The 19,242-nt window shown below is 38.9% G+C and carries 21 protein-coding genes; 15 read left to right on the forward strand and 6 right to left on the reverse strand.

Translation table 11 applies throughout. The features are described 5' to 3' along the window. Positions 1-8: 8 nt before the first annotated feature. From ACHCNF_RS16545 to ACHCNF_RS16600, 12 genes are all read left to right on the forward strand, one after another. Positions 9-875, forward strand: a complete 867-nt coding sequence (locus ACHCNF_RS16545) for a carbohydrate ABC transporter permease (protein WP_044931652.1) — start codon at positions 9-11, stop codon at positions 873-875. Next, complete coding sequence (locus tag ACHCNF_RS16550) at positions 875-2,044, forward strand: AGE family epimerase/isomerase (protein WP_408072561.1); 1,170 nt, start codon at positions 875-877, stop codon at positions 2,042-2,044. The genes ACHCNF_RS16545 and ACHCNF_RS16550 overlap by 1 nt, the downstream gene beginning before the upstream one ends. Then, positions 2,034-3,206: a glycoside hydrolase family 130 protein gene (locus ACHCNF_RS16555; protein WP_408072562.1), complete on the forward strand. Its 1,173-nt coding sequence runs from the start codon at positions 2,034-2,036 to the stop codon at positions 3,204-3,206. Before ACHCNF_RS16550 ends, ACHCNF_RS16555 begins: the two co-directional genes overlap by 11 nt. A gap of 154 nt (positions 3,207-3,360) precedes the next feature. Continuing rightward, positions 3,361-4,074: a LytR/AlgR family response regulator transcription factor gene (locus ACHCNF_RS16560; RefSeq protein WP_408072563.1), complete on the forward strand. Its 714-nt coding sequence runs from the start codon at positions 3,361-3,363 to the stop codon at positions 4,072-4,074. Between the two features lie 8 nt (positions 4,075-4,082). Then, positions 4,083-5,453: a sensor histidine kinase gene (locus ACHCNF_RS16565; protein ID WP_408072564.1), complete on the forward strand. Its 1,371-nt coding sequence runs from the start codon at positions 4,083-4,085 to the stop codon at positions 5,451-5,453. A gap of 193 nt (positions 5,454-5,646) precedes the next feature. Beyond that, a complete protein-coding gene (locus ACHCNF_RS16570; protein WP_408072565.1) occupies positions 5,647-6,258 on the forward strand; it encodes a hypothetical protein in 612 nt (203 codons plus the stop codon). Positions 6,259-6,464: 206 nt separating this feature from the next. Beyond that, positions 6,465-7,304, forward strand: coding sequence for a hypothetical protein (locus ACHCNF_RS16575; protein ID WP_408072566.1), 840 nt, complete (start codon positions 6,465-6,467; stop codon positions 7,302-7,304). A gap of 176 nt (positions 7,305-7,480) precedes the next feature. Beyond that, positions 7,481-7,858 (forward strand): helix-turn-helix domain-containing protein, encoded by a 378-nt coding sequence (locus ACHCNF_RS16580; protein ID WP_026511859.1) that lies wholly within the window; start codon positions 7,481-7,483, stop codon positions 7,856-7,858. Continuing rightward, complete coding sequence (locus ACHCNF_RS16585; protein WP_408072567.1) at positions 7,858-8,679, forward strand: ImmA/IrrE family metallo-endopeptidase; 822 nt, start codon at positions 7,858-7,860, stop codon at positions 8,677-8,679. The genes ACHCNF_RS16580 and ACHCNF_RS16585 overlap by 1 nt, the downstream gene beginning before the upstream one ends. A gap of 14 nt (positions 8,680-8,693) precedes the next feature. Continuing rightward, entirely contained in the window at positions 8,694-9,503 is an 810-nt protein-coding gene (locus ACHCNF_RS16590) for a hypothetical protein (protein ID WP_408072568.1), read from the forward strand. A gap of 362 nt (positions 9,504-9,865) precedes the next feature. Next, complete coding sequence (locus ACHCNF_RS16595; RefSeq protein ID WP_408072569.1) at positions 9,866-10,633, forward strand: LytR/AlgR family response regulator transcription factor; 768 nt, start codon at positions 9,866-9,868, stop codon at positions 10,631-10,633. 149 nt (positions 10,634-10,782) lie between these two features. Further along, complete coding sequence (locus ACHCNF_RS16600; RefSeq protein WP_408072570.1) at positions 10,783-12,054, forward strand: sensor histidine kinase; 1,272 nt, start codon at positions 10,783-10,785, stop codon at positions 12,052-12,054. Between the two features lie 252 nt (positions 12,055-12,306). Here ACHCNF_RS16600 and ACHCNF_RS16605 read toward each other — a convergent pair whose 3' ends face one another. The 6 genes from ACHCNF_RS16605 to ACHCNF_RS16630 all read right to left on the reverse strand — a co-directional run bounded on the left by ACHCNF_RS16605 (position 12,307) and on the right by ACHCNF_RS16630 (position 16,482). Further along, positions 12,307-13,623 carry an IS4 family transposase gene (locus tag ACHCNF_RS16605; RefSeq protein WP_408072571.1) on the reverse strand — a complete coding sequence of 439 codons (1,317 nt, stop codon included), beginning with the start codon at positions 13,621-13,623 and terminating at the stop codon, positions 12,307-12,309. A 280-nt stretch (positions 13,624-13,903) separates the two neighbouring features. After that, positions 13,904-14,182, reverse strand: a complete 279-nt coding sequence (locus ACHCNF_RS16610; RefSeq protein ID WP_408072572.1) for a helix-turn-helix transcriptional regulator — start codon at positions 14,180-14,182, stop codon at positions 13,904-13,906. A 408-nt stretch (positions 14,183-14,590) separates the two neighbouring features. Continuing rightward, entirely contained in the window at positions 14,591-14,836 is a 246-nt protein-coding gene (locus ACHCNF_RS16615; protein ID WP_408072573.1) for a hypothetical protein, read from the reverse strand. Between the two features lie 181 nt (positions 14,837-15,017). Beyond that, positions 15,018-15,446, reverse strand: coding sequence for a hypothetical protein (locus ACHCNF_RS16620; RefSeq protein WP_408072574.1), 429 nt, complete (start codon positions 15,444-15,446; stop codon positions 15,018-15,020). Continuing rightward, positions 15,416-15,769, reverse strand: a complete 354-nt coding sequence (locus ACHCNF_RS16625) for a hypothetical protein (protein WP_408072575.1) — start codon at positions 15,767-15,769, stop codon at positions 15,416-15,418. Before ACHCNF_RS16625 ends, ACHCNF_RS16620 begins: the two co-directional genes overlap by 31 nt. Before the next feature lie 416 nt (positions 15,770-16,185). Next, positions 16,186-16,482, reverse strand: coding sequence for a hypothetical protein (locus ACHCNF_RS16630; protein WP_408072576.1), 297 nt, complete (start codon positions 16,480-16,482; stop codon positions 16,186-16,188). A 205-nt stretch (positions 16,483-16,687) separates the two neighbouring features. On the opposite strand from ACHCNF_RS16630, the gene ACHCNF_RS16635 reads away from it, so the two are divergent. From ACHCNF_RS16635 to ACHCNF_RS16645, 3 genes are all read left to right on the forward strand, one after another. Beyond that, positions 16,688-16,816 (forward strand): hypothetical protein, encoded by a 129-nt coding sequence (locus ACHCNF_RS16635; RefSeq protein ID WP_408072577.1) that lies wholly within the window; start codon positions 16,688-16,690, stop codon positions 16,814-16,816. A gap of 122 nt (positions 16,817-16,938) precedes the next feature. Beyond that, positions 16,939-17,931 (forward strand): SPM autocatalytic domain-containing protein, encoded by a 993-nt coding sequence (locus ACHCNF_RS16640; protein WP_408072578.1) that lies wholly within the window; start codon positions 16,939-16,941, stop codon positions 17,929-17,931. Between the two features lie 256 nt (positions 17,932-18,187). Continuing rightward, complete coding sequence (locus ACHCNF_RS16645) at positions 18,188-19,234, forward strand: helix-turn-helix domain-containing protein (RefSeq protein WP_408072579.1); 1,047 nt, start codon at positions 18,188-18,190, stop codon at positions 19,232-19,234. Positions 19,235-19,242: the final 8 nt, after the last annotated feature.

Genomic DNA, 19,242 nt, shown 5'->3' on the forward strand with positions numbered 1-19,242 from the left:
CAGTTACAATGGAAAAGGAAATTGTTAGGAGCAAAAAGATCAGTGCTAGTGGAGTTGTATGGATATGTGTAAAATACGTTTCTGTTATATTCTGCGCGTTAATGGCAGTGCTTCCAATTATTTCCTGCGTAATAACATCGCTGAAAACAGAAGAAGAATATCAGAGAACAAATGTTATGACTCTGCCGGAAAACTTTTTCAATTTTTCAAATTATGTAAAAGCTTTCACACAGGCCAATATGGGCAGGGCATTTCTCAATTCATTTATAATCCTTGTATTTGTACTTGTCGGCTCAACTCTTATCGGATCGCAGCTGGCATATGTACTTAACAGATTTAAATTCCTTGGAAACAGTCTCATCAGAAACATGTTTACATTTGCAGCACTCCTTCCGGGGATTGCAATGCAGGTTTCTGTCTATGAGATCATGGGGAATCTGGGGCTTATCAATACTTTGTATGGTTATATTATAATGATGATGGGAACGGACGTTATGTCCATTTACATATATATACAGTTTTTTGAAAATCTGCCGGTATCCCTTGATGAGAGTGCATTTCTCGATGGTGCTAACTATTTTCAGATTTATTCAAGGATATTGTTGCCGCTGTTAAAACCGGCAATTGTGACAAACATGATATTAAAAGGTGTGGGTGTGTATAACGAGTATTACTGTGCAAGCCTGTATCTGCAGGATAAGAGAAGACTTTGTACAGTAGCCACATCACTTTATACCTTCACCGGACCTATGGGAAATCAGTATCATCTTATTTGTGCAGGAGTAATTATGTCACTGCTTCCGGCACTGATAATTTTCCTTTTATGTCAGAAGCAGATTTATAACGGTGTTGCAGCCGGAGCTGTAAAGGGGTAATGATTATGGTAAATGAAATAAAGCAGGAGCTTGTAAACGGTATAATTCCTTTCTGGAAGGGCTTTAGGGACGATGAATATGGCGGATATTACGGCTATATGGATTTTGACCTTAATGTGGACAGAAAGTATGAAAAGAGTTGTATCCTTAACAGCAGAATTCTGTGGTTCTTTTCAAGTGCATATAAGGTGCTTGGAGATGAGAGTCTTCTTGATGAAGCAAAACATGCATATGAATTTCTTCTTAAGTATTGCCTGGATAAAAAAGATGGTGGGACTTTCTGGTCAGTTACATATGACGGAGCACCCCTTGATACTACCAAGCATACATACAATCAGGCTTTTACGATTTATGGTCTTTCGTCATATTATGATGCTTCCGGTGATGAGGATGCGCTTAAGCTTGCTTTATCACTTTATGAGCTGATTGAGAAAAAGATGAGGGATGAGGACGGATATCTGGAGGCTTTCGACAGAGAGTTTAAGCCTGTTTCAAATGAGAAGCTTTCTGAGAATGGAACGGAAGCGACAAGGAGCATGAACACTCTTTTGCATGTTATGGAAGGATATACGGAGCTCTACAGAGTATCCGGTGACAACAGGGTCAGAAAATCCTTATATGAAGTATTGGATATTGTGAGTAAAAAGATATACAATCCGCAGCTCCACAGGCAGGAATGCTTTTTTGACAAAAAGTACAATTCACTTGTTGATCTGTATTCATACGGTCATGATATTGAAGCGGCATGGCTTATTAACAGGACTACAGATATTCTTTGTGATACTGAGCTTTCAGAGAAAATTGGCAAAATTACAGATGATCTGGTAAGCGAAGTATATAAAGTTGCATTTGATGGCAGATCCATACCTGTTGAAGCCGAAAACGGTATTGTGAAAGAAGACAGGGTATGGTGGGTTCAGGCAGAAGCTATAAACGGTTTTCTGGATGCATATGAAAGACATCCTGAGAAGAAAGAATACCTGAATGCTGCAAAGGCAGTATGGGATTATATAAAAGAAGTAATTATTGATAAAAGAGAGGGCTCAGAATGGTACTGGTATGTGGATGCAGAAGGCGTTCCTGCAAAAGAGCCTATAGTTGAACCCTGGAAATGTCCGTATCATAACGGAAGAATGTGTTTGGAGGTAATAACAAGAAATGTTACATGAGAGATATTATATTGAAAAAGACAGACAGGAAAAGCTTCTTTCCAGAAAAAACGAGCCATCTGATTTTTATAACGGCGTATACACAAGATATACTTATCCGGTTCTTACAAGAGAGCATATTCCGCTTACCTGGAGATATGATCTTGATATAAAAACAAATCCGAATTTCCAGGAGCGCCTTGGAATAAATGCAGTTCTTAATTCCGGCGCAATAAAGCTTAATGGGAAGTATTATCTTGTAGCAAGAATTGAAGGCAATGACAGAAAGTCATTCTTTGGAGTAGCAGAGAGTGACAACGGAATAGACAACTTCAGATTTTGGGATTATCCAATCCTTCTTGAGGACACCTGCAAGGAGGAGACAAATGTCTATGACATGAGACTTACTCAGCATGAGGACGGCTGGATTTATGGAGTTTTCTGCTCTGAGAGCCATGATGATTCTACAAACGATCTGTCAGCTGCTGTAGCTGCAGCAGGTATCGTAAGGACTAAGGACCTTAAGAAATGGGAGAGACTCCCCAATCTTGTTACAAAACGTTCCCCTCAGCAGAGAAATGTTGTCCTTCATCCTGAGTTTGTGGATGGGAAGTATGCTTTCTATACACGCCCCATGGACAGCTTCATAGATACAGGAAGCGGTGGTGGAATAGGCTTTGGACTTTGTGATGACATCACAAATGCAGTAATAGATGAAGAGAAAATTCTTAGCAGAAGGAGATATCATCAGATCACCGAAGCAAAAAATGGTGAATGTATCGTACCGATAAAGACCGATAAGGGCTGGCTCCATGTTGCCCATGGTGTAAGAAATACTGCAGCAGGTCTGAGATATGTCCTCTATGCATATGCTACAGACCTTAATAATCCTGAGAAAGTAGTCGCTGAGCCCGGAGGACTTCTTCTTGGTCCCCTTGGCTGGGAGCGGGTAGGGGACGTGTCCAATGTTGTTTTTTCAAATGGAGCAATTGTGGAGGATAACGGAGACATCCTGCTATATTACGCAGGAAGTGATACCAGGGTCTATGTTGCAAAGACCAGCATAGAGCTTCTAAGTGACTATATCTTCGGAACACCGGAAGATCCCGGCAGAAGCGTTCTGTGCGTTCAGCAAAGATGTGAGCTTATAAAGAAAAATCTTGAAGTGTTAAGGAATGAGTAAAATATCATTATATTGTTAATGTAGAGCCGGATGGAAAAATTATTCTATCCGGCCCTTTTTTTATCCATTCAGAAATGATAAAGGTCGTTTCGTGATCAAATCATAGTATTTCTCAAGCGATTGTGATACGAATAACTTGGAGGATTATTGCCTAATGAAAATAGCAGTATGTGATGATGAAGAAAGAATGAGAAACATTGTAATGTCTGAGCTGAATGCGTCGTTTCCGGATGATGAGATTATTTGCTTTTCTACCGGAGAAGACGTCTTGAGAGTTGTGGAGCAAGATGGTTATATGCCTGATATTATTCTCCTGGATATCATGATGCCGGGTGTGTCCGGAATGGAAGTTGCAAGGAGACTCCGTGATATTAGTGATGATGTTGTTATCATTTTTATAACAGGGGAAAAGCAGTATGTATTTGAAGCTTTTGACGTAAGAGCGTTCCATTTTCTTGTAAAGCCGTTCTCAAGTGAGAAGATGGTCAGTGTGATAAAAGATGCAAAAGAGGAAATTACTAAATCAGCTGCAAACTATCAAAAGAAGTATGTGATGTTAAATTCACGAGGCAGCCATATAAGACTATGCGTTTCTGACATTATCTTTGCAGAAGTGTATGGAGCAAGGATAATCGTGCACACAAGAAGTGATGAAATAGAATATTATGGACATCTGTCAGAACTCCACAAGCTTGCAGGGAATGATTTTTTCAGGACTCATAGAGGGTATCTTGTAAACTTGCGATTCGTAAAGAAGTATGATGCGGGAAAGTGCTATATGCCTAAGGGGGAAGTACTTATCTCAAAACAGAACTATCCTATTTTTGTAAAAGCTTTGATGGATTACAACAAAAAGAGAACGGAGTAAGAAAATAAATGATTACGGAAGCCATGTGGGATCAGGTAAATAATATATCGATGATTGTAAATGTGTTGTTAAATGCAGTGCTTGTTTTTGTATTTTACATACCATTTTTGAAAAGAAGAGTGAGCGCAGTTATACTCGGGGCGGTTTATGCGATGGTGATGTCCATACTTTATTTTGTTTCCATAAACTTTTCAGGTTTGACTGCTTATGCTCTTGGATGCAGCGCTGTATGCACTGCCTCTGTTATGACGGAGAGGATAAATGTTCCACAGAAAGTTTTTTTATCAATGACTATGTACTTGCTTTTGTGGATATCAATGGAATTGTCAATTTTACCGTGGAAACTGATATGTTCTGTGACATTTATGAATCCTAAAGTGACAGGGGATTTGCAGCAGATCATGCTTTATGGTTTGGCACAGGCTATTCATGCAGCGATACGATGCGCTTTGATGGTAATCGGAACCCATCTTATCAAAATCATGTATCGCCGGAAAAAGGAGCTGATGGAATGGAGAGAACTGGCTTTTTTATCAGCAACGTACATAACAATAATTGTATCTTACTGGATATGTACCTTCATGGAAGAAGCTTTTGAAAGAGCTTCGGGTGAATACTTTTGGAACAGATACCCTGTATATCATGAAATGCGCGCTTTATTCGGAGTGATAGCTTTTCTTACCATGATAGCAGTGATCTATTTTTACCAAAAAATAAAAACTTCTGAGGAGGAAGTCCTGCAAAACTCTCTCGTAAACAGCCAGATTGATGAGTTGTCAGGACATGTTCATACAATGGAAAAAATATACTCAGATATCCGTGGGATAAGGCATGACACAAATAATCATATTATGGTGCTCGGCAACCTGATAAAAGAGAATAATTATAATCAGGCTTTGCAATATCTAAATGACTGGTCAGAGGATTTCCATATAGTAGACATAAATGCAAAGACAGGAAATCCTGTCACGGATATAGTGATTTCAGAGAAACAAAGACAGGCTGAGGAGGTAGGAATACGATTCGTAGATGATTTTCACTATCCGGAGGAAGGAAAAGTGGAATCCATAGATGTTGGTGTCATTTTAAATAATGCTCTTTCAAATGCGATAAGGGCTGCTGAAGGTCAGGATAATCCGTTTGTGGAGATAAAGTCCTGGCGCAGTGGTGATATGTTTATGATTCAGGTCAGGAACAGCTTTAGCGGTGTTTTATTGATTCCTGATGAGGATGGACTTGTGGAAACATCGAAGCCGGATCGCGATAAGCATGGTTTTGGAATGAAAAATATGCGAAGAATTGCAGAAAAGTATTATGGGACAACTCAACTGGAGCAGGAGGATGGCATGGCAGTTTTTACCGCTATGATGGTTATTTGAAATGGATTTAGTCTATTCATGACCAAAAAAGGTCGTTTCATGCAAAAAATATTATGGTTTTCTATTAATATTCCGAAGCTGATTTTAGAGATGAGAGAACTTCCATTTTTTTTGCAAAGATGCTAGTCGCACTTAGCGAACATCGTGAGCTTGGTAAGACTGTAAGAGGAGTGATGCAAAGGAGGTAAGTAAGATGGCTTTAACAAATGTAATGACTCAGTCTCTTATATCTGCCAGTACATCCATGAAACAGATACAGCTTCAGCAGGGAGTTAAAAAGCAGATGGATGGAAAGGCCGGTGTTTTGGATTCTGAAATCAAGAGAGATGAGGCATCCGGTGCGGATACCACAAAAAAGAAAGAAGAACTGGCCGAAACTCAGAAAAGATCTGAGGACATAGCAAATAACAATATGGAGCAGATTGCTGAGACTAATAAAGAAATGCAGAAAGCCAGAGAAGCTGATGCAATAGAGCAGAAAGAAAACGAAAAAGTTCAGGCAGCGCGCGAAAAGAAGAGAGCCGAGAGAAAGCAGCAGGAACACCATCTTCAGGAGGCTGCATCAGAAAGAAGAGCGGAAGAAGCTGCAAGAACCGAAAATGCACAGGCAAGGGCATCCGGATTCTCGGACGAAGAGGATGCAAAGGCACAGCAAATCGACGTCGATGGCGTGAAAGTTTCTGTGGTTTCAGAGTCCACTCATAATACAAAGGTGCCTCATATTGATGAAAAGATTGCAAAATCCACCGGAGCAGAGGTGGCTGCAGCAGAAGGTGTCAGTGTGAGCATTGATGTGAAAACCTGAAAATGATTTTTGATAATAAATAAAACTAAGTACTCACGGAAGAGTACAGGGTTATGCAAGGATGGCGACTTATAAAAAATATAGTAAATGAGGATCGTTATACCTTTTGCATCACCTTATATGCAAATAGTGCATTTGTTGTAGATGTACTGCGGGATAAATGATCCTTTTTTGTATGCGGAGCCAGGTAGGTAAGGAGGTAGCTCATGTATGGATATGAACTACAGATCAGAGGAAATACAGAGTATTACACAAAGCGCCTATATGACCTTAATGGGAATCATGTTGGAACCATCTCTATGTCCAGACCAAGGAAAACGAGTAATAGCTCAAAAAAGAAGAGACCCGCAATGTATAGCTTCAAGCAGGTTTCGGCACAGGTATTAAGTGCCAGGACTTCTGCAAAAGCTGCTCAGGTTTCTATCGGAATCAGGATAAAAATCGGTAATCTTCAGAAGAAACTGAAAACCGGAGAGTACGATGATGAAGAGATTTTGAGGGCAATCCTGCATGCGGAAATGGTTCAACGTGCCTGTGAGAAGAAAAAGAAGAACTTGAAAATGGAAGAAACTGCCGAACAGAACATGGACGAAGAATTGCCTTCTGAGCAGGAAAATCCATTAGATAAGGTTCAGTCGGATGAAGAAATAAGAGAACTTGAACAGGAAGAGTTCGAGGCTCTTATGGAGAAACTGGAAATGTCAGCTGAGGAGATGTATGAAGAAGCTGAGGAAACGGCTCAGCTTGATCAGGAGCTAGACGAGATGGCAGAGGCACTTTCAGGAACCATGGAGCCACAGGACCTTGAACAGCTAAAGGCTAAACACAGATCTGATGAAGCAAGGGATATCATGAAGGCTGACTTAAAATATCTAAAGGCAATGTTTCAAAGGCTTCAGGCAGAAAAAGAAAACCTGGGAAAATCTTCAGTTTCATCAGGTTTTGATAATGGTGTTTCACTATCACTTGGCGGAGATGAGATGCCTGTGATGGTACAGAATGCAGGCATGACAGAAGTAGGTGGCATGGTCGATGCGGAAGTGTGATTTTTAGGAGGTATTTGTTATTAAAGGGAACTATACTGAAATTTTAGTAACTCTATTGGTGACTAATGCAAGTAGATATAATCAAAAGTATATGTAATATTGACTGTTATAAGGAGCGGATGTACGATATAAGTGTAAAAACCTATTACATGCAAACGATAGGAGGAACACTTTTCATGATTGATATGAATATGATGATTGCAGGCAATATACTTGCACTGCTTAAGAAACAGAATAAAAAACAGACAGATCTTGCAGAAGCACTTGGGACAAATAAGCAGACGGTGAATAAGATGCTGAATGGTGCACGCATGATTAATGCCATTGAACTTAAGTCTATAGCTGAATACCTTGGTGTAAGGATGGAGGAACTCACAAGGATTTCTCCTGAATATGGGGATACTGATATTGTCCATGCTTTTATGGGCAAAGTTCAGTCTGAAGAGGCAAGACAGGCACTGAAAATAGCTGATGAACTTTCAGATATGATTCTTTTCCACAAGAGAGTACGTGAAAATGGAAATGCCATGATGCAGCCTTGGGGGAATGACTAATGGGGAATATATTGGAAGAAAGCCTGTTTGGCAAGCAGCCTAAACAGTTTGAGAGCATAAATGCTTTGGCAAAAGCTTTTTCTGTAAATTATTGTGGAAGCACGATTATCCGTGATTCCATATTTAGCATTGCTGAAAACTATGCCAGAAAAAGGGAATTAACGCTGGAAGTGCTCAGATATCCTTTTAAGGATGATGAATTATGGGCATTTACCTTTGTAAAAAAGGGAACAATATTTCTTTGCATCAATTCCAGCTTGGCTCTTTGTAAACAGATATTTGCTGTTGCTCATGAGATGTACCACATTCACTGCTATGCTGAAGATATAGACCCTAGTACCATAGCAAGCGGCTCATTATTGGATTCAAAAACTGCGGATGATACTGCGAAATCTCAGGAGGATCTTGAGGCAAACGCTTTTGCTGGATTACTTCTAATGCCTGACGGAATATTGGATGAGCAGATCAAACTATATGGTATTGCTGCAGATAAGATATCTGTTGATGATGTCCTTATCTTGATGGAATTGTTTGCACTTCCGTACAAGGCGGTGGTACTGAGGCTTGTTGAGAACCATGATATTTCAAATAGTAAAGCCAAAGAACTACTGGAATGTGACTCTGATTATGTTTCAGAAAGAATTAAACTTACGGGTAAAGCTTTAAAATGGCAACAAAATAGTAAGGACCTTTCATATCTTGGAAGTCTCCTTGATGATATGGAGTACAACAAAGAACAGGAACTTCTGACCGAAAGCCGTGAGAAATCGGATTTGGAGTATTTGGAAAAAATCAGAAAGGGCTTTCTCGTGGAAGGCTAAGAGGTGGGCATTTGATGAAAGAGAAATATGCTCTTCTTGATACTGATTTTATTTCCAAGACGCATTTGATCCGAAAGGATGAAGAGAATAAGCTGATTGATCGTATAACGGAGATGCCGGGGTATCGCTTCTATTGTCATGAACAGATAAAAACAGAACTCCAAAGGCATAATATTGCAGGCTCTCCTGAGTGGCTTGAGAAAAAGATATCATCTGGAGTGGTTCATTGTATTACGGACGAAGAGATTGTTGATGAACTAAAGGTTATATACTCAGATTCAGCAGTGGCTATGTATTCCAATATGTTGAAAAATGGGTGTGAGGCATATAGAAGCGGATATTTTGAAGAACAGTTTAAGAGACTCCAGGGTGTTGATTATTTGAAGACTACAAAAGAACAGTTTTTGAAGGAGCTTTCGGAAGACTGTGACGATATAGGACCTGGTAATAATCTCGGAGAGCTTAAAAGTTATGTCCTTCTTCAGACGCTTAGTATAAAATTTGGCGAGCAGATATATGTCTTTTGTTCGGATGATAGAAATGCTCGAAATGGCATAGTAAGTCTTGGAGGTGCAAGGTGCATCAGTGTGTTATCATCGTTTATGCGGCTTAATGTGGATGCTAACATGACAAGAGAAGAGGCGCAGCCGTATTTGGACTCGTATCTTGAAGAAAGCCGGAAGAATAAACAGACCACTTTTAGAGTTCATGACACATCAAAAGAAATGCGATATTGCAGAGTGCCTTGCGAACAGGTCATAGATGAAATGTATGCCGGTAAATTTGATGTGCTGCTGAATGGTAATCTAAGATATAAGGAATAGGATTATATAAAAAATGAAGGGCAGTGTTCTGCACGATAACAAGTATTTGATGTTGTGATATCATAGAAGCATGTGTTTTGGTAATTCTTATGCACTTTTATCTCTGTAGCCGCGAACCCATAATTAAGAAGGAATAATGTCCACTCATGACATAAAACTGACCATTCATAACATTGACCTATAGAGAGTGCTGGCATAATGTTATGATTAAAATATAGTTGGAATTCAAAAAGCTTACATGAATCATGTTAAGCTTTTTGTTATGTCTATGGAGATAACTTTGTTGTTAACGGCATTATGATTGTTAGTTTTGATGATATGGGTGTAATAGACAATAAAAGAGGAAAGTGGGTTCACACATTATGGGAAAAATGTGTTTTGCAATCTGTGATGATGAAAAAGCAGTACGAGAATTACTTTACGGATGGCTTTCCGGAAGTGTGTATAACGCAGAAATAAAGGAGTATTCATCAGCTGAAGGCCTCATAAAGGACATAGATTCAGGATCCAAAATAGATGTGCTTTTTCTTGATATAGCTATGGGTGGTACTGATGGAATTGAGGCAGCCAAAACTCTGGGGGAAAGAATTGAAGAAAGTGGTCGAAGTATCAGGGCTTCAAGACCGCTTATCATATTTGTCACAGGTATTCCAGACAGAATGGGAGATGCTTTTGGTGTAAGAGCTTACGGTTATCTTCTTAAACCAATATCTAAGGCTGCATTTGAGTCTGAACTTCGAAGAGCAGTGGAAGAACTGAAAAAAATGGATGCCCAGATGATATGTGAAGCTGCATATGAAGAGGATGCAGGGGAACAGTACACAACTATCCAGACAGGTGGAATAACAATACAGATAGCCATCAAGGATATTTTATATGTAGAAAGTAATGGCCGGAAAACTACTGTACATCTCAAAGGCAAAAACTATGAAGTGTATAAAAGAATGTCAGAATTTGAAGATGAACTGGGAAAAGAGTTTTTCAGAATACATAGAGGATATCTTGTGAATTTGAACCATATCAGAGGGTACACAAGGACAGAAGCCATTATGGACAGCGGAGATTCTATTATTATTTCCAAATATAAATATGCAGATTTTGTTAAAGCATATATGGATCATATTTTGTGACGAGGTACTTGGTGTATATGTCAGAAGTGCAAATTAGGATAATAGAAGAATTTTATGGAGTATCAATAATTTTGATACGAGGCATATTTTTGTATTTTTTCATGAGCCTGTTTATAAAAAAAGAGGTCTTGAACAGTGTAAAGAGGATTGTGTTATCAGTAGTAATTACGATTGAGGCATTATGCCTGTATTCTCTTCCTTTCCCTGTAAAAGGGCTATTTACCGTAATAAGTGTTCTGACAATCGCAGCAATATTTTATTTTTATGACAAAAAAGCAATGCCACACATGATTTTTGTGTTTTTTCTTTGGCAGAACGTATATTATGTCTGGCATTTGATTAATACAGCAGCTTCTAATTCAATAACAGACATGGTCATAGGAAGTATAGATTATTCGCTGGAAGGAGCGATAGAAGAACTGTGGCTCAGGATGTTTTTGCTGATGCTTGCTCAAGTAATATTTATGACTGTCATGGTGTGGGGAGAATTTTTATTAATAAAAAGGATTTGTCCAGAACAGTATGATATGACCTGGACAGAAGCAGTCTATCTTTCAATCTACTCTGCGGTATCATATTTTATTTCATACATGATTGTAGATGTCATGGTTGTTCCGCTACAAAATGAAGTATTTGTTTTGCTGGACGAAAAGAGAAGTCTTAGATATACTCTGCCAATTCTTGCAGTGCTTATCTTTATAGGTGAATTATCAGCCATAGCAACCTGGCAGCGGTATAGGCGCTTAAAGGAAGAAGACCTTTTGCTTCAGGAACAGGTGCAGGAGCAGGAGTTTCTGAGAAAAAAGATAGAATTTACTGAAAAACATCACGATCAGATCAGGACTCTGCGTCATGATATGGCAGGAAAGCTGATGATTTTAAAGAGTTTTATCGAGAATAATCGCTATCAGGATGCAAGTGATTTTTTAAGTGAAATGGATATAGAGCTGAATGCCAGTGGGGTGAAATATTCTACAGGTAATCCGGTCACTGATGTTGTAATAAATGAAGCGGTAACTCAGGCAGAAAAGCAGGGATGTGCCTTTGCGTGTGAGTTTTCTTATCCTGAGGATAAGAGCATCAGTGCTATGGATATGGCTATTGTACTTAATAACCTTTTAGATAATGCATTGGAAGCGGTGGCATTGGTATCGAATAAAGAACGATTTATAAAGCTATATGGGACTTCAAAAGATAACTTTTATCTGATAAAAGCAGAAAATTCCTATGATGGAACTGTTATACGGGACAAAGATAGCTCGATAGTTAGCAGGAAAAAGGAAAAAACAGATAATGGGCAGCATGGTATTGGGCTAAAAAGTGTAAAAAACATCGCAGAAAAATATCTTGGCGGAGTCAAAGTTGAGACTGAAAATAATACTTTTATCGTTACGGTAATGCTGCAGTCAAAAGAAAAATGACTATTCATTACATTAAACTGTCCCTTCGTTACAATCCTATTTAATTGTCTTATTTCATGGACGATACTTGAAATAGCAAAGGAAAAAGCTCCTTGTGAGGAGGTCAATGTCATTTAGTTAAGGACCCAGAATTAAACAAGTGTATATCTAAGAGAGACTGATAGCATTATCTCAGTCTCTCTTTTGATGTTTATGGTATGACTAATAGGCAGACTCTCATCTGCCTATTCATTGTTATGAATTTAAACTTAGTTATGCTACTCTATATAAGAAGCCTCGGAAAACTTTCGGTGCAAATTTTCGCTCTCGGCTCCTATCCGGACGAATTGGCAAGAGGTTCTTCGAAATAATGGCTTCCAAAACTTGTAGCGTTGTTTTTCTGAGGTAGTATAGTCTGCACATATGGACTGCTACTGTAAAGTTTGCTTTATACGTATGTTTCCTTTGTTTTTTGCGGATGGATACCTGCGAAGTGACCGTTTCCGCAAAGTTATACATTATTAGGTGCGCATATATTTCCTGCAGAATACACGCTACTTTTTTTGAATGAAAATCAACCATTCCAAGAGTATATTTTAATGCTCTGAAGGATGATTCTATTCCCCATCGAGCTGCATAAAGCTTTTTTATTTCAGATGGGGGATAATCGTTTGAATCTAGATTTGTTATTACTGTTTCATAAGCATTTGACGAAATAGGAAACCTAACAACCCGAAATCTAATCGTATAGAACACCAGAGGATCTGCTTTCCGTGACTTAGGCGGAAGATAATCAAGTGGTGTTGTGTGTGATATGTATTTGTAATGATTTTTATCCTTAAATAATTCCTTTGTTTCTTTGGTATTCTTCTTGGTTAACTTTAAATTGAATTCAACATCATAAGTGTCTGTTGTTGGAAGGTCCAAACCATCTTTAATACCATGTATTCCATCTTTTATGCGAATAAGAAAAAACCACCCCTTTTCCTGAATATGCGCCATGTTGTTGTAAGATTCATATCCTCGATCGGCTATCAAAAGTGCCTTTGGTATTGTTGATCTATCGACCATCGATATTAACGCTAAATGTTCGTTATAATTGTGCTTTTTCTGAATGACAGAATCCAAGTATATGTTTTGATTAAGGTCATAGAGAGCATTCAGATGCAAAAGATTATAAGGATGTTGACCATTCATCCCCGTGAAATATGACTCTGTATCTGTGGGATTTGTTGCTATCTGAACATCAGAACCATCGACTGCAAGGATAGACATTTGCTTCACTGAGCTAGCTAACAATTTAATAGAAAATGATTTGAATATAGTCTCTAACGCCTCAGGTTTAAGTTTGTCTCGCTGCTGTACAAAAGCGGAAGCTGTAGGCGTATCTGGAGAAGTATCATAAAAATCTAATAATTCATTTGTGATATTTCTGCTTCCCATACCAATGATTGTCAAAATGAGTTTTTCAATCGGCATTTTTCTGTTTCTTACAAAATCCTTTCCTGGAGAGACACAGAACTGTTCAATGGACTTACAAACAGTGCGTATCTCCTTTAGTAAAGTGTCTCTAACCAGTTTTGCTTTCATGTGCACCTCCTTGAAATAAAGACTTTTGCCTCTAATTTCAAGGGCCGCTTTCGCTACCTCTTATAATAATCTGTAGCGAAAGCGGCCGCACTTTTATGTTTATCTGTCAACTACTTTTTAGAAAAAAAGACCCCTACACCATTTCTGATGTAGAGATCTTTATAGTGTCATCTTAACTTCAATGACATTGCCCTCAAGTCAGACCCTCAAAATGTTTGGCAAACCCTCAAAAAGTTTGATTACCCCACAAAAAGCCAGCCCTTAATTACAGGGCTGGCCTTCATTTGCTTTCTAATTCTTCCTCTCCGAAACTCTCTTTTAGCAATAAATAAATAATTTTTTCTATACTCATATGTTTGGAATTATTCACCAGTCTTTTCAGCGTCTCTTGTTTTAAACCAAGCGCATTAGCATAATCTCTAAACAATCTGACTGATGGTTCCTTTTTTCCATTCTCAATAGCATTGACGTATGAAGGACTTACCAGCAATTCATCCGCTAGTTCCTTAACATCTTTTTTTCGTAATACTCTCAAATAATAATAAATTGTTTTATCCATATTTCCTTTTTTTAAACCTATAATAAGTGGAGTTCTTCAGCAGCATCAGCAACAACAGTTACGCATGCACACCAGCATTAGCCAATTCTAATTCTACTATTAACTAATCAATTAGATGAAAAGAATCATGTTATCCGATTCAATATAAAAAATAATTGTAAATTATCGGACAAACGGCTAATTTGATCATTTAGTAATTTAGTATACAAAGCAGAAGTTTCAGTTCTCAAAAGCGTCCTCCTTTCAGACATTTTATTTTTCATATAATCGGATCCAAAGTGTTAGTTCAATTCAAAAAATCTCTGGTCTTGTCATCAATCGCCTTTCATTAAAATATAGCGCTGTATGCGGCTCTCAAGAGTTTATTTGGGTATTCCAGGCACCAGATGGTGCCTGGATATGAAGGATTCAGTGAATCTTAATCTTTGATAAAAGTTCAAATACCATGTTCCAGAACCTGTTGACCATAACAGTGACGGTGGCCTTAGCGACCAAACTCATCAGCTTAATAAAAAGCTTTCCCTGCTTGGTGCCTATCCACTCGTTAAAAGCATCGACAACCTTCTCGCTATGGTCCTTCACCTTAGTCTTAAGTGTAGTAACCTCTGATTCAGCCTTTTCCTTAGTTCTAATTACCCATTCGTTAAAGTTCATACTGCAAGCTCCTCTCGATAGCTCGCCTGAGAACTCCACTTTACTATTCGGTTTTCAATGTACATGCATAAGATTCATAACTCGTACTCCTCTTACTAAATACAGTATTACACACTTTGGGTGACATGTCAACAATATTTATTAAATTAACTTAGTTCAATTTTTCAACTTTGTAGATTTATCAAAATTCATTCCAGTAGTCCTCGGCTGCATCATAAGCCTCATCCTCATCCTCGTAGTCATCTTCATAGTCGTAGAACTCCTCGTACTTGTCATCCGCAAAGTCCTGGGCGGAGTTGTATTTTTTAGCATCATACGGATCATAAGTGGATTTCGACGACTTCTTATAAGTCCCGGAGCTGCTACTGCCGGTGTTCTCTGTCTTCTTTTCCGTAGTCTTTTTTGCCTCTGACTTCTTGGGAGCGTTCTTATCCTCAAATCTCCACAGCTCGCCATTCATGTAGCCGTACTCGTAGTGCAGAGCTGACCTCGTTTTGATGCCGGTCACAGTCATGTTGCCATATAGCGGGAAAGTATACTCATAACTGGAGGTGCGGAACTCAAAAACGCATTCGTAGCTTACATCCAGGGACTTGCCACGATATTGCATGTACATCCCCTGCTGATTATCCGAATACAGCTGGTAAAACGGCTCTTTTTAAAATACCTGTTCATCTCCGGCCTGATCTCATCCATTACCTCAGCGCAGATAGCGCATCTCTCCTTCACAGGCAGCCAATCAAAGCCATCTGTCATGGCTATAGTTACTTTGTCATGGTTTTTGTAAAAAAACATGTTGCTGTATTCCCGATCATCGTACCGGTCAACGACCTTGACGCTTTTCACATACTTATTAAGGCCCTTTGCATAGGGATCATAACCCACTACTTCGTCGTGATATTCCTTCCGGGCCTCATCAAGCTCGTCGTACACCTTGCTCTTTTCCCAGGCAAAGTACCTGCTTATGATAAAGAGGATAAGGATCACGGATGCAATTGATAGGATTTCTAGTTTTTTTAGTTTGGATTCGTTTGCTGTGCACATAATATGAACCAAATACCGTTTGCACAATAGACAAGGTTACGAAACGCAACCAAGTAGTTTCACCCCGTAACCCCGAATATTTACTAGTTTCTGTATATTTGCAAATTCAAAAGTTTTACAACTCCTTAATGATATCCATGTCATCTATAACATCTGGAAATGCAGATACTGCTGCAGAGAAAAAGAAAATGGCGGAACCTGCTGATAGAAATACCATGAAGCATAAGCATTTTTCTGAAGAACAGGTATATGACCAAAGAAGAATGGAACCTGCTAGCAGACTGGGTTTATTCCGGACACAGCCCCTACACTAATGGTGATAATGTATTTGACGATGACGGCTGGCCATTAGACTTAAGTTTGTCTCGCTGCTGTACAAAAGCGGAAGCTGTAGGCGTATCTGGAGAAGTATCATAAAAATCTAATAATTCATTTGTGATATTTCTGCTTCCCATACCAATGATTGTCAAAATGAGTTTTTCAATCGGCATTTTTCTGTTTCTTACAAAATCCTTTCCTGGAGAGACACAGAACTGTTCAATGGACTTACAAACAGTGCGTATCTCCTTTAGTAAAGTGTCTCTAACCAGTTTTGCTTTCATGTGCACCTCCTTGAAATAAAGACTTTTGCCTCTAATTTCAAGGGCCGCTTTCGCTACCTCTTATAATAATCTGTAGCGAAAGCGGCCGCACTTTTATGTTTATCTGTCAACTACTTTTTAGAAAAAAAGACCCCTACACCATTTCTGATGTAGAGATCTTTATAGTGTCATCTTAACTTAATGACATTGGTGAGGAGGTGATCGCATGAATTTTGGGATGGATTATTATGGAGTGTTAATGAGTAAAATAGGAGGCGCCGGATCTGTTTGGAGCAGCTATGGGCTTACCGGGAACTATGGACTTTCATCATTTTTAGGAAACTGGCTGGCGTAAGGAAAAACTACATAGATTAAAGCTACGGAAGGCGCTTTTTGAGCAGAGCACTTAGTGAGGTATTGCCGAACTTAGTGAAGCTTGCAGTGAGATATTTGACAGAAGCTTAAGGAGGGCTCTATATGCGAATTGATCAGAGTGAAATAAACAGTACAGCGTCAAGATATTATGATAAACAGTACGGCCAAACTGGAAAAGGCAGCAACATGGGATTTGTTGGTCTCGTCGATAAAACAACTGAGACAGAAACGACAACCTATGAAGCCAAGGGAACAGTCAAAACTACAGATGGTAGAAGTATTGATGTTGATATGAACTCCTCTATGGAACGATGCAAAGTGTCAGAAGTTTTTGTTCCGATGGCTTCTCCGCTAGATGCGCTGTTTGATCCACTTATCATAAATACAGGATCAGACACTGCAGGGCTTAGTGATAAGAAATTCAAATTTGACCTGGATGCTGATGGAAAAGAGGATGAGATCTCTACGCTTGGTGAAGGAAGCGGATTCCTTGCACTGGACAAAAATGGAGACGGCAAGATTAACGATGGAAATGAGCTTTTTGGAGTGAAAAGTGGTGATGGCTTCAAGGATCTTGCAGAATATGACATAGATGGAAATGGATGGATAGATGAAAATGATGAGGTTTTTGATCAGCTTAAAGTGTGGTACAAGACTGAAAGCGGTGATGAATTAAAGAGTATTAAGGAAGCAGACATTGGAGCAATTTTCCTTGTAGCAGAAGAAACAGAATTCAGAATGGATGGTGCAGATCAGGTTCTTGACGGAAAGATCCGGAAAACAGGCATGTTCCTAAAAGAGAACGGGGGAGCAGGGACTATTCAGCATGTGGATATGGCTATAAAAGGACGCGAGGCTGAGCTATTATCGGATGAAGAAAAGCTAGACCAGTTGATGGAACAGATAAGAAATCAGAGTACTCAGAATCGACAGAGAAACAATAATAATACTAACGCTCAGATAAGAGCTCAAAGAGCTGCCAGACAAAAGAAGCAGCTTGAGGAGTATTACAAGAAAAAGGATTATCAGAAACAATTGACTGAGGAAGCCATTGAGCGTCGGGAAATGCTGCAGGATCAGAATAAATTGGCATAGTGTAGTATCATATTCTCAGGCAGGAACTGAAGTATTCTCTGCTATTCTTTATTGTAACGTATGTTGCTACGGCAGGCAGGTTAAAGGGTGTGTGCCTTAAATAACAGGTACATGCCTTTTTATATATGAAGAATCAAGAATTTCTCACTGGTTAAAAATATTTCCAAATGATTAACCTGAATTCAATAGCAAAATCAGAGCCTCTTAGGTATCATTATTATTGAACCGGTTCCAATACTGTTTGGAGGAATTGCAGATGTCTATTGGAAAAGTAATAAGAAAGTACCGCAAAGAAAAAGGACTGACACAAGAGGAAATGGCTATCAGGCTTGGAGTGAGTACTCTTGCGGTAAATAAATGGGAGAATGACAATACACTTCCGGATATCTCGCTATTAGTGCCTATTGCGAGATTATTTGGCATTTCTACTGATGAATTACTGTCATTTAAAGATGATATCACTGATAAAGAGATCGATATCTTCATCAAGGAATTGGACAGAAGGTTGAAGCACGAGCCATATGAGGATGTCTTTGCAGATGCTAAAAAGAAAATTGAAGAGTATCCCGGTAACGAAAGACTGAAGTGGCAAGTAGCGACTGTACTTAATGCGGCGAGGCTTTTTAATGAAATATATGATAGTGACCGATATGACGATGTGATTTGTTCATGGTTTTCCGGGTTATTGGAATCAGAGGATTCATCAATAAGAAAATCCGCAGCGGAGGCTCTTTTTCATTTATATTACAGAAAAGAGAATTATCAAACCGCTGAAAGATATCTATTATACTATTCAGAAGATAACCCGGAACGTAAGCTGATGCAGTCAAATATATATGCAAAAACCGGAAAGATCAATGAGGCTTATGTGGCATATGAAGAAATGATGCTTGCAGAAGTGAATCAGCTTCGCGTTATTATGAATGCGTTACAAATCCTGTGTGAAGAAGATGGTGATTTGGACCTGGCTCACAGGGTGGCAGATGCCAGTAGTGATGTAGCAAAATGTTTTGACATGGGTGTTTATCAGGAAATATCAATGCAGTTAGAGCTTGCTGCTTATGAGAAAAATATTGATGAAACGGCTAGGATTATGGAGGCCCTGATTAGTAATTGTGATTCCATATCAGATTTTACCAAGTCAAAACTGTTTTCACACCTTTCTTTCAAGCAATACGGTAAAGATTATTACGAGGATTTACGTTCGGATCTAGTCAAAAGATTCTGTGATGAAGAGACTTTTGGATATATGAGTGGTAATATTTATTGGGAGACTTTAAAAGACAAAAGGCATAAAGAATAAAGATGGGG

This window comes from Butyrivibrio sp. NATIVEDY162 (genome assembly GCF_045999815.1).
Taxonomy (GTDB): Bacteria; Bacillota; Clostridia; order Lachnospirales; family Lachnospiraceae; genus Butyrivibrio.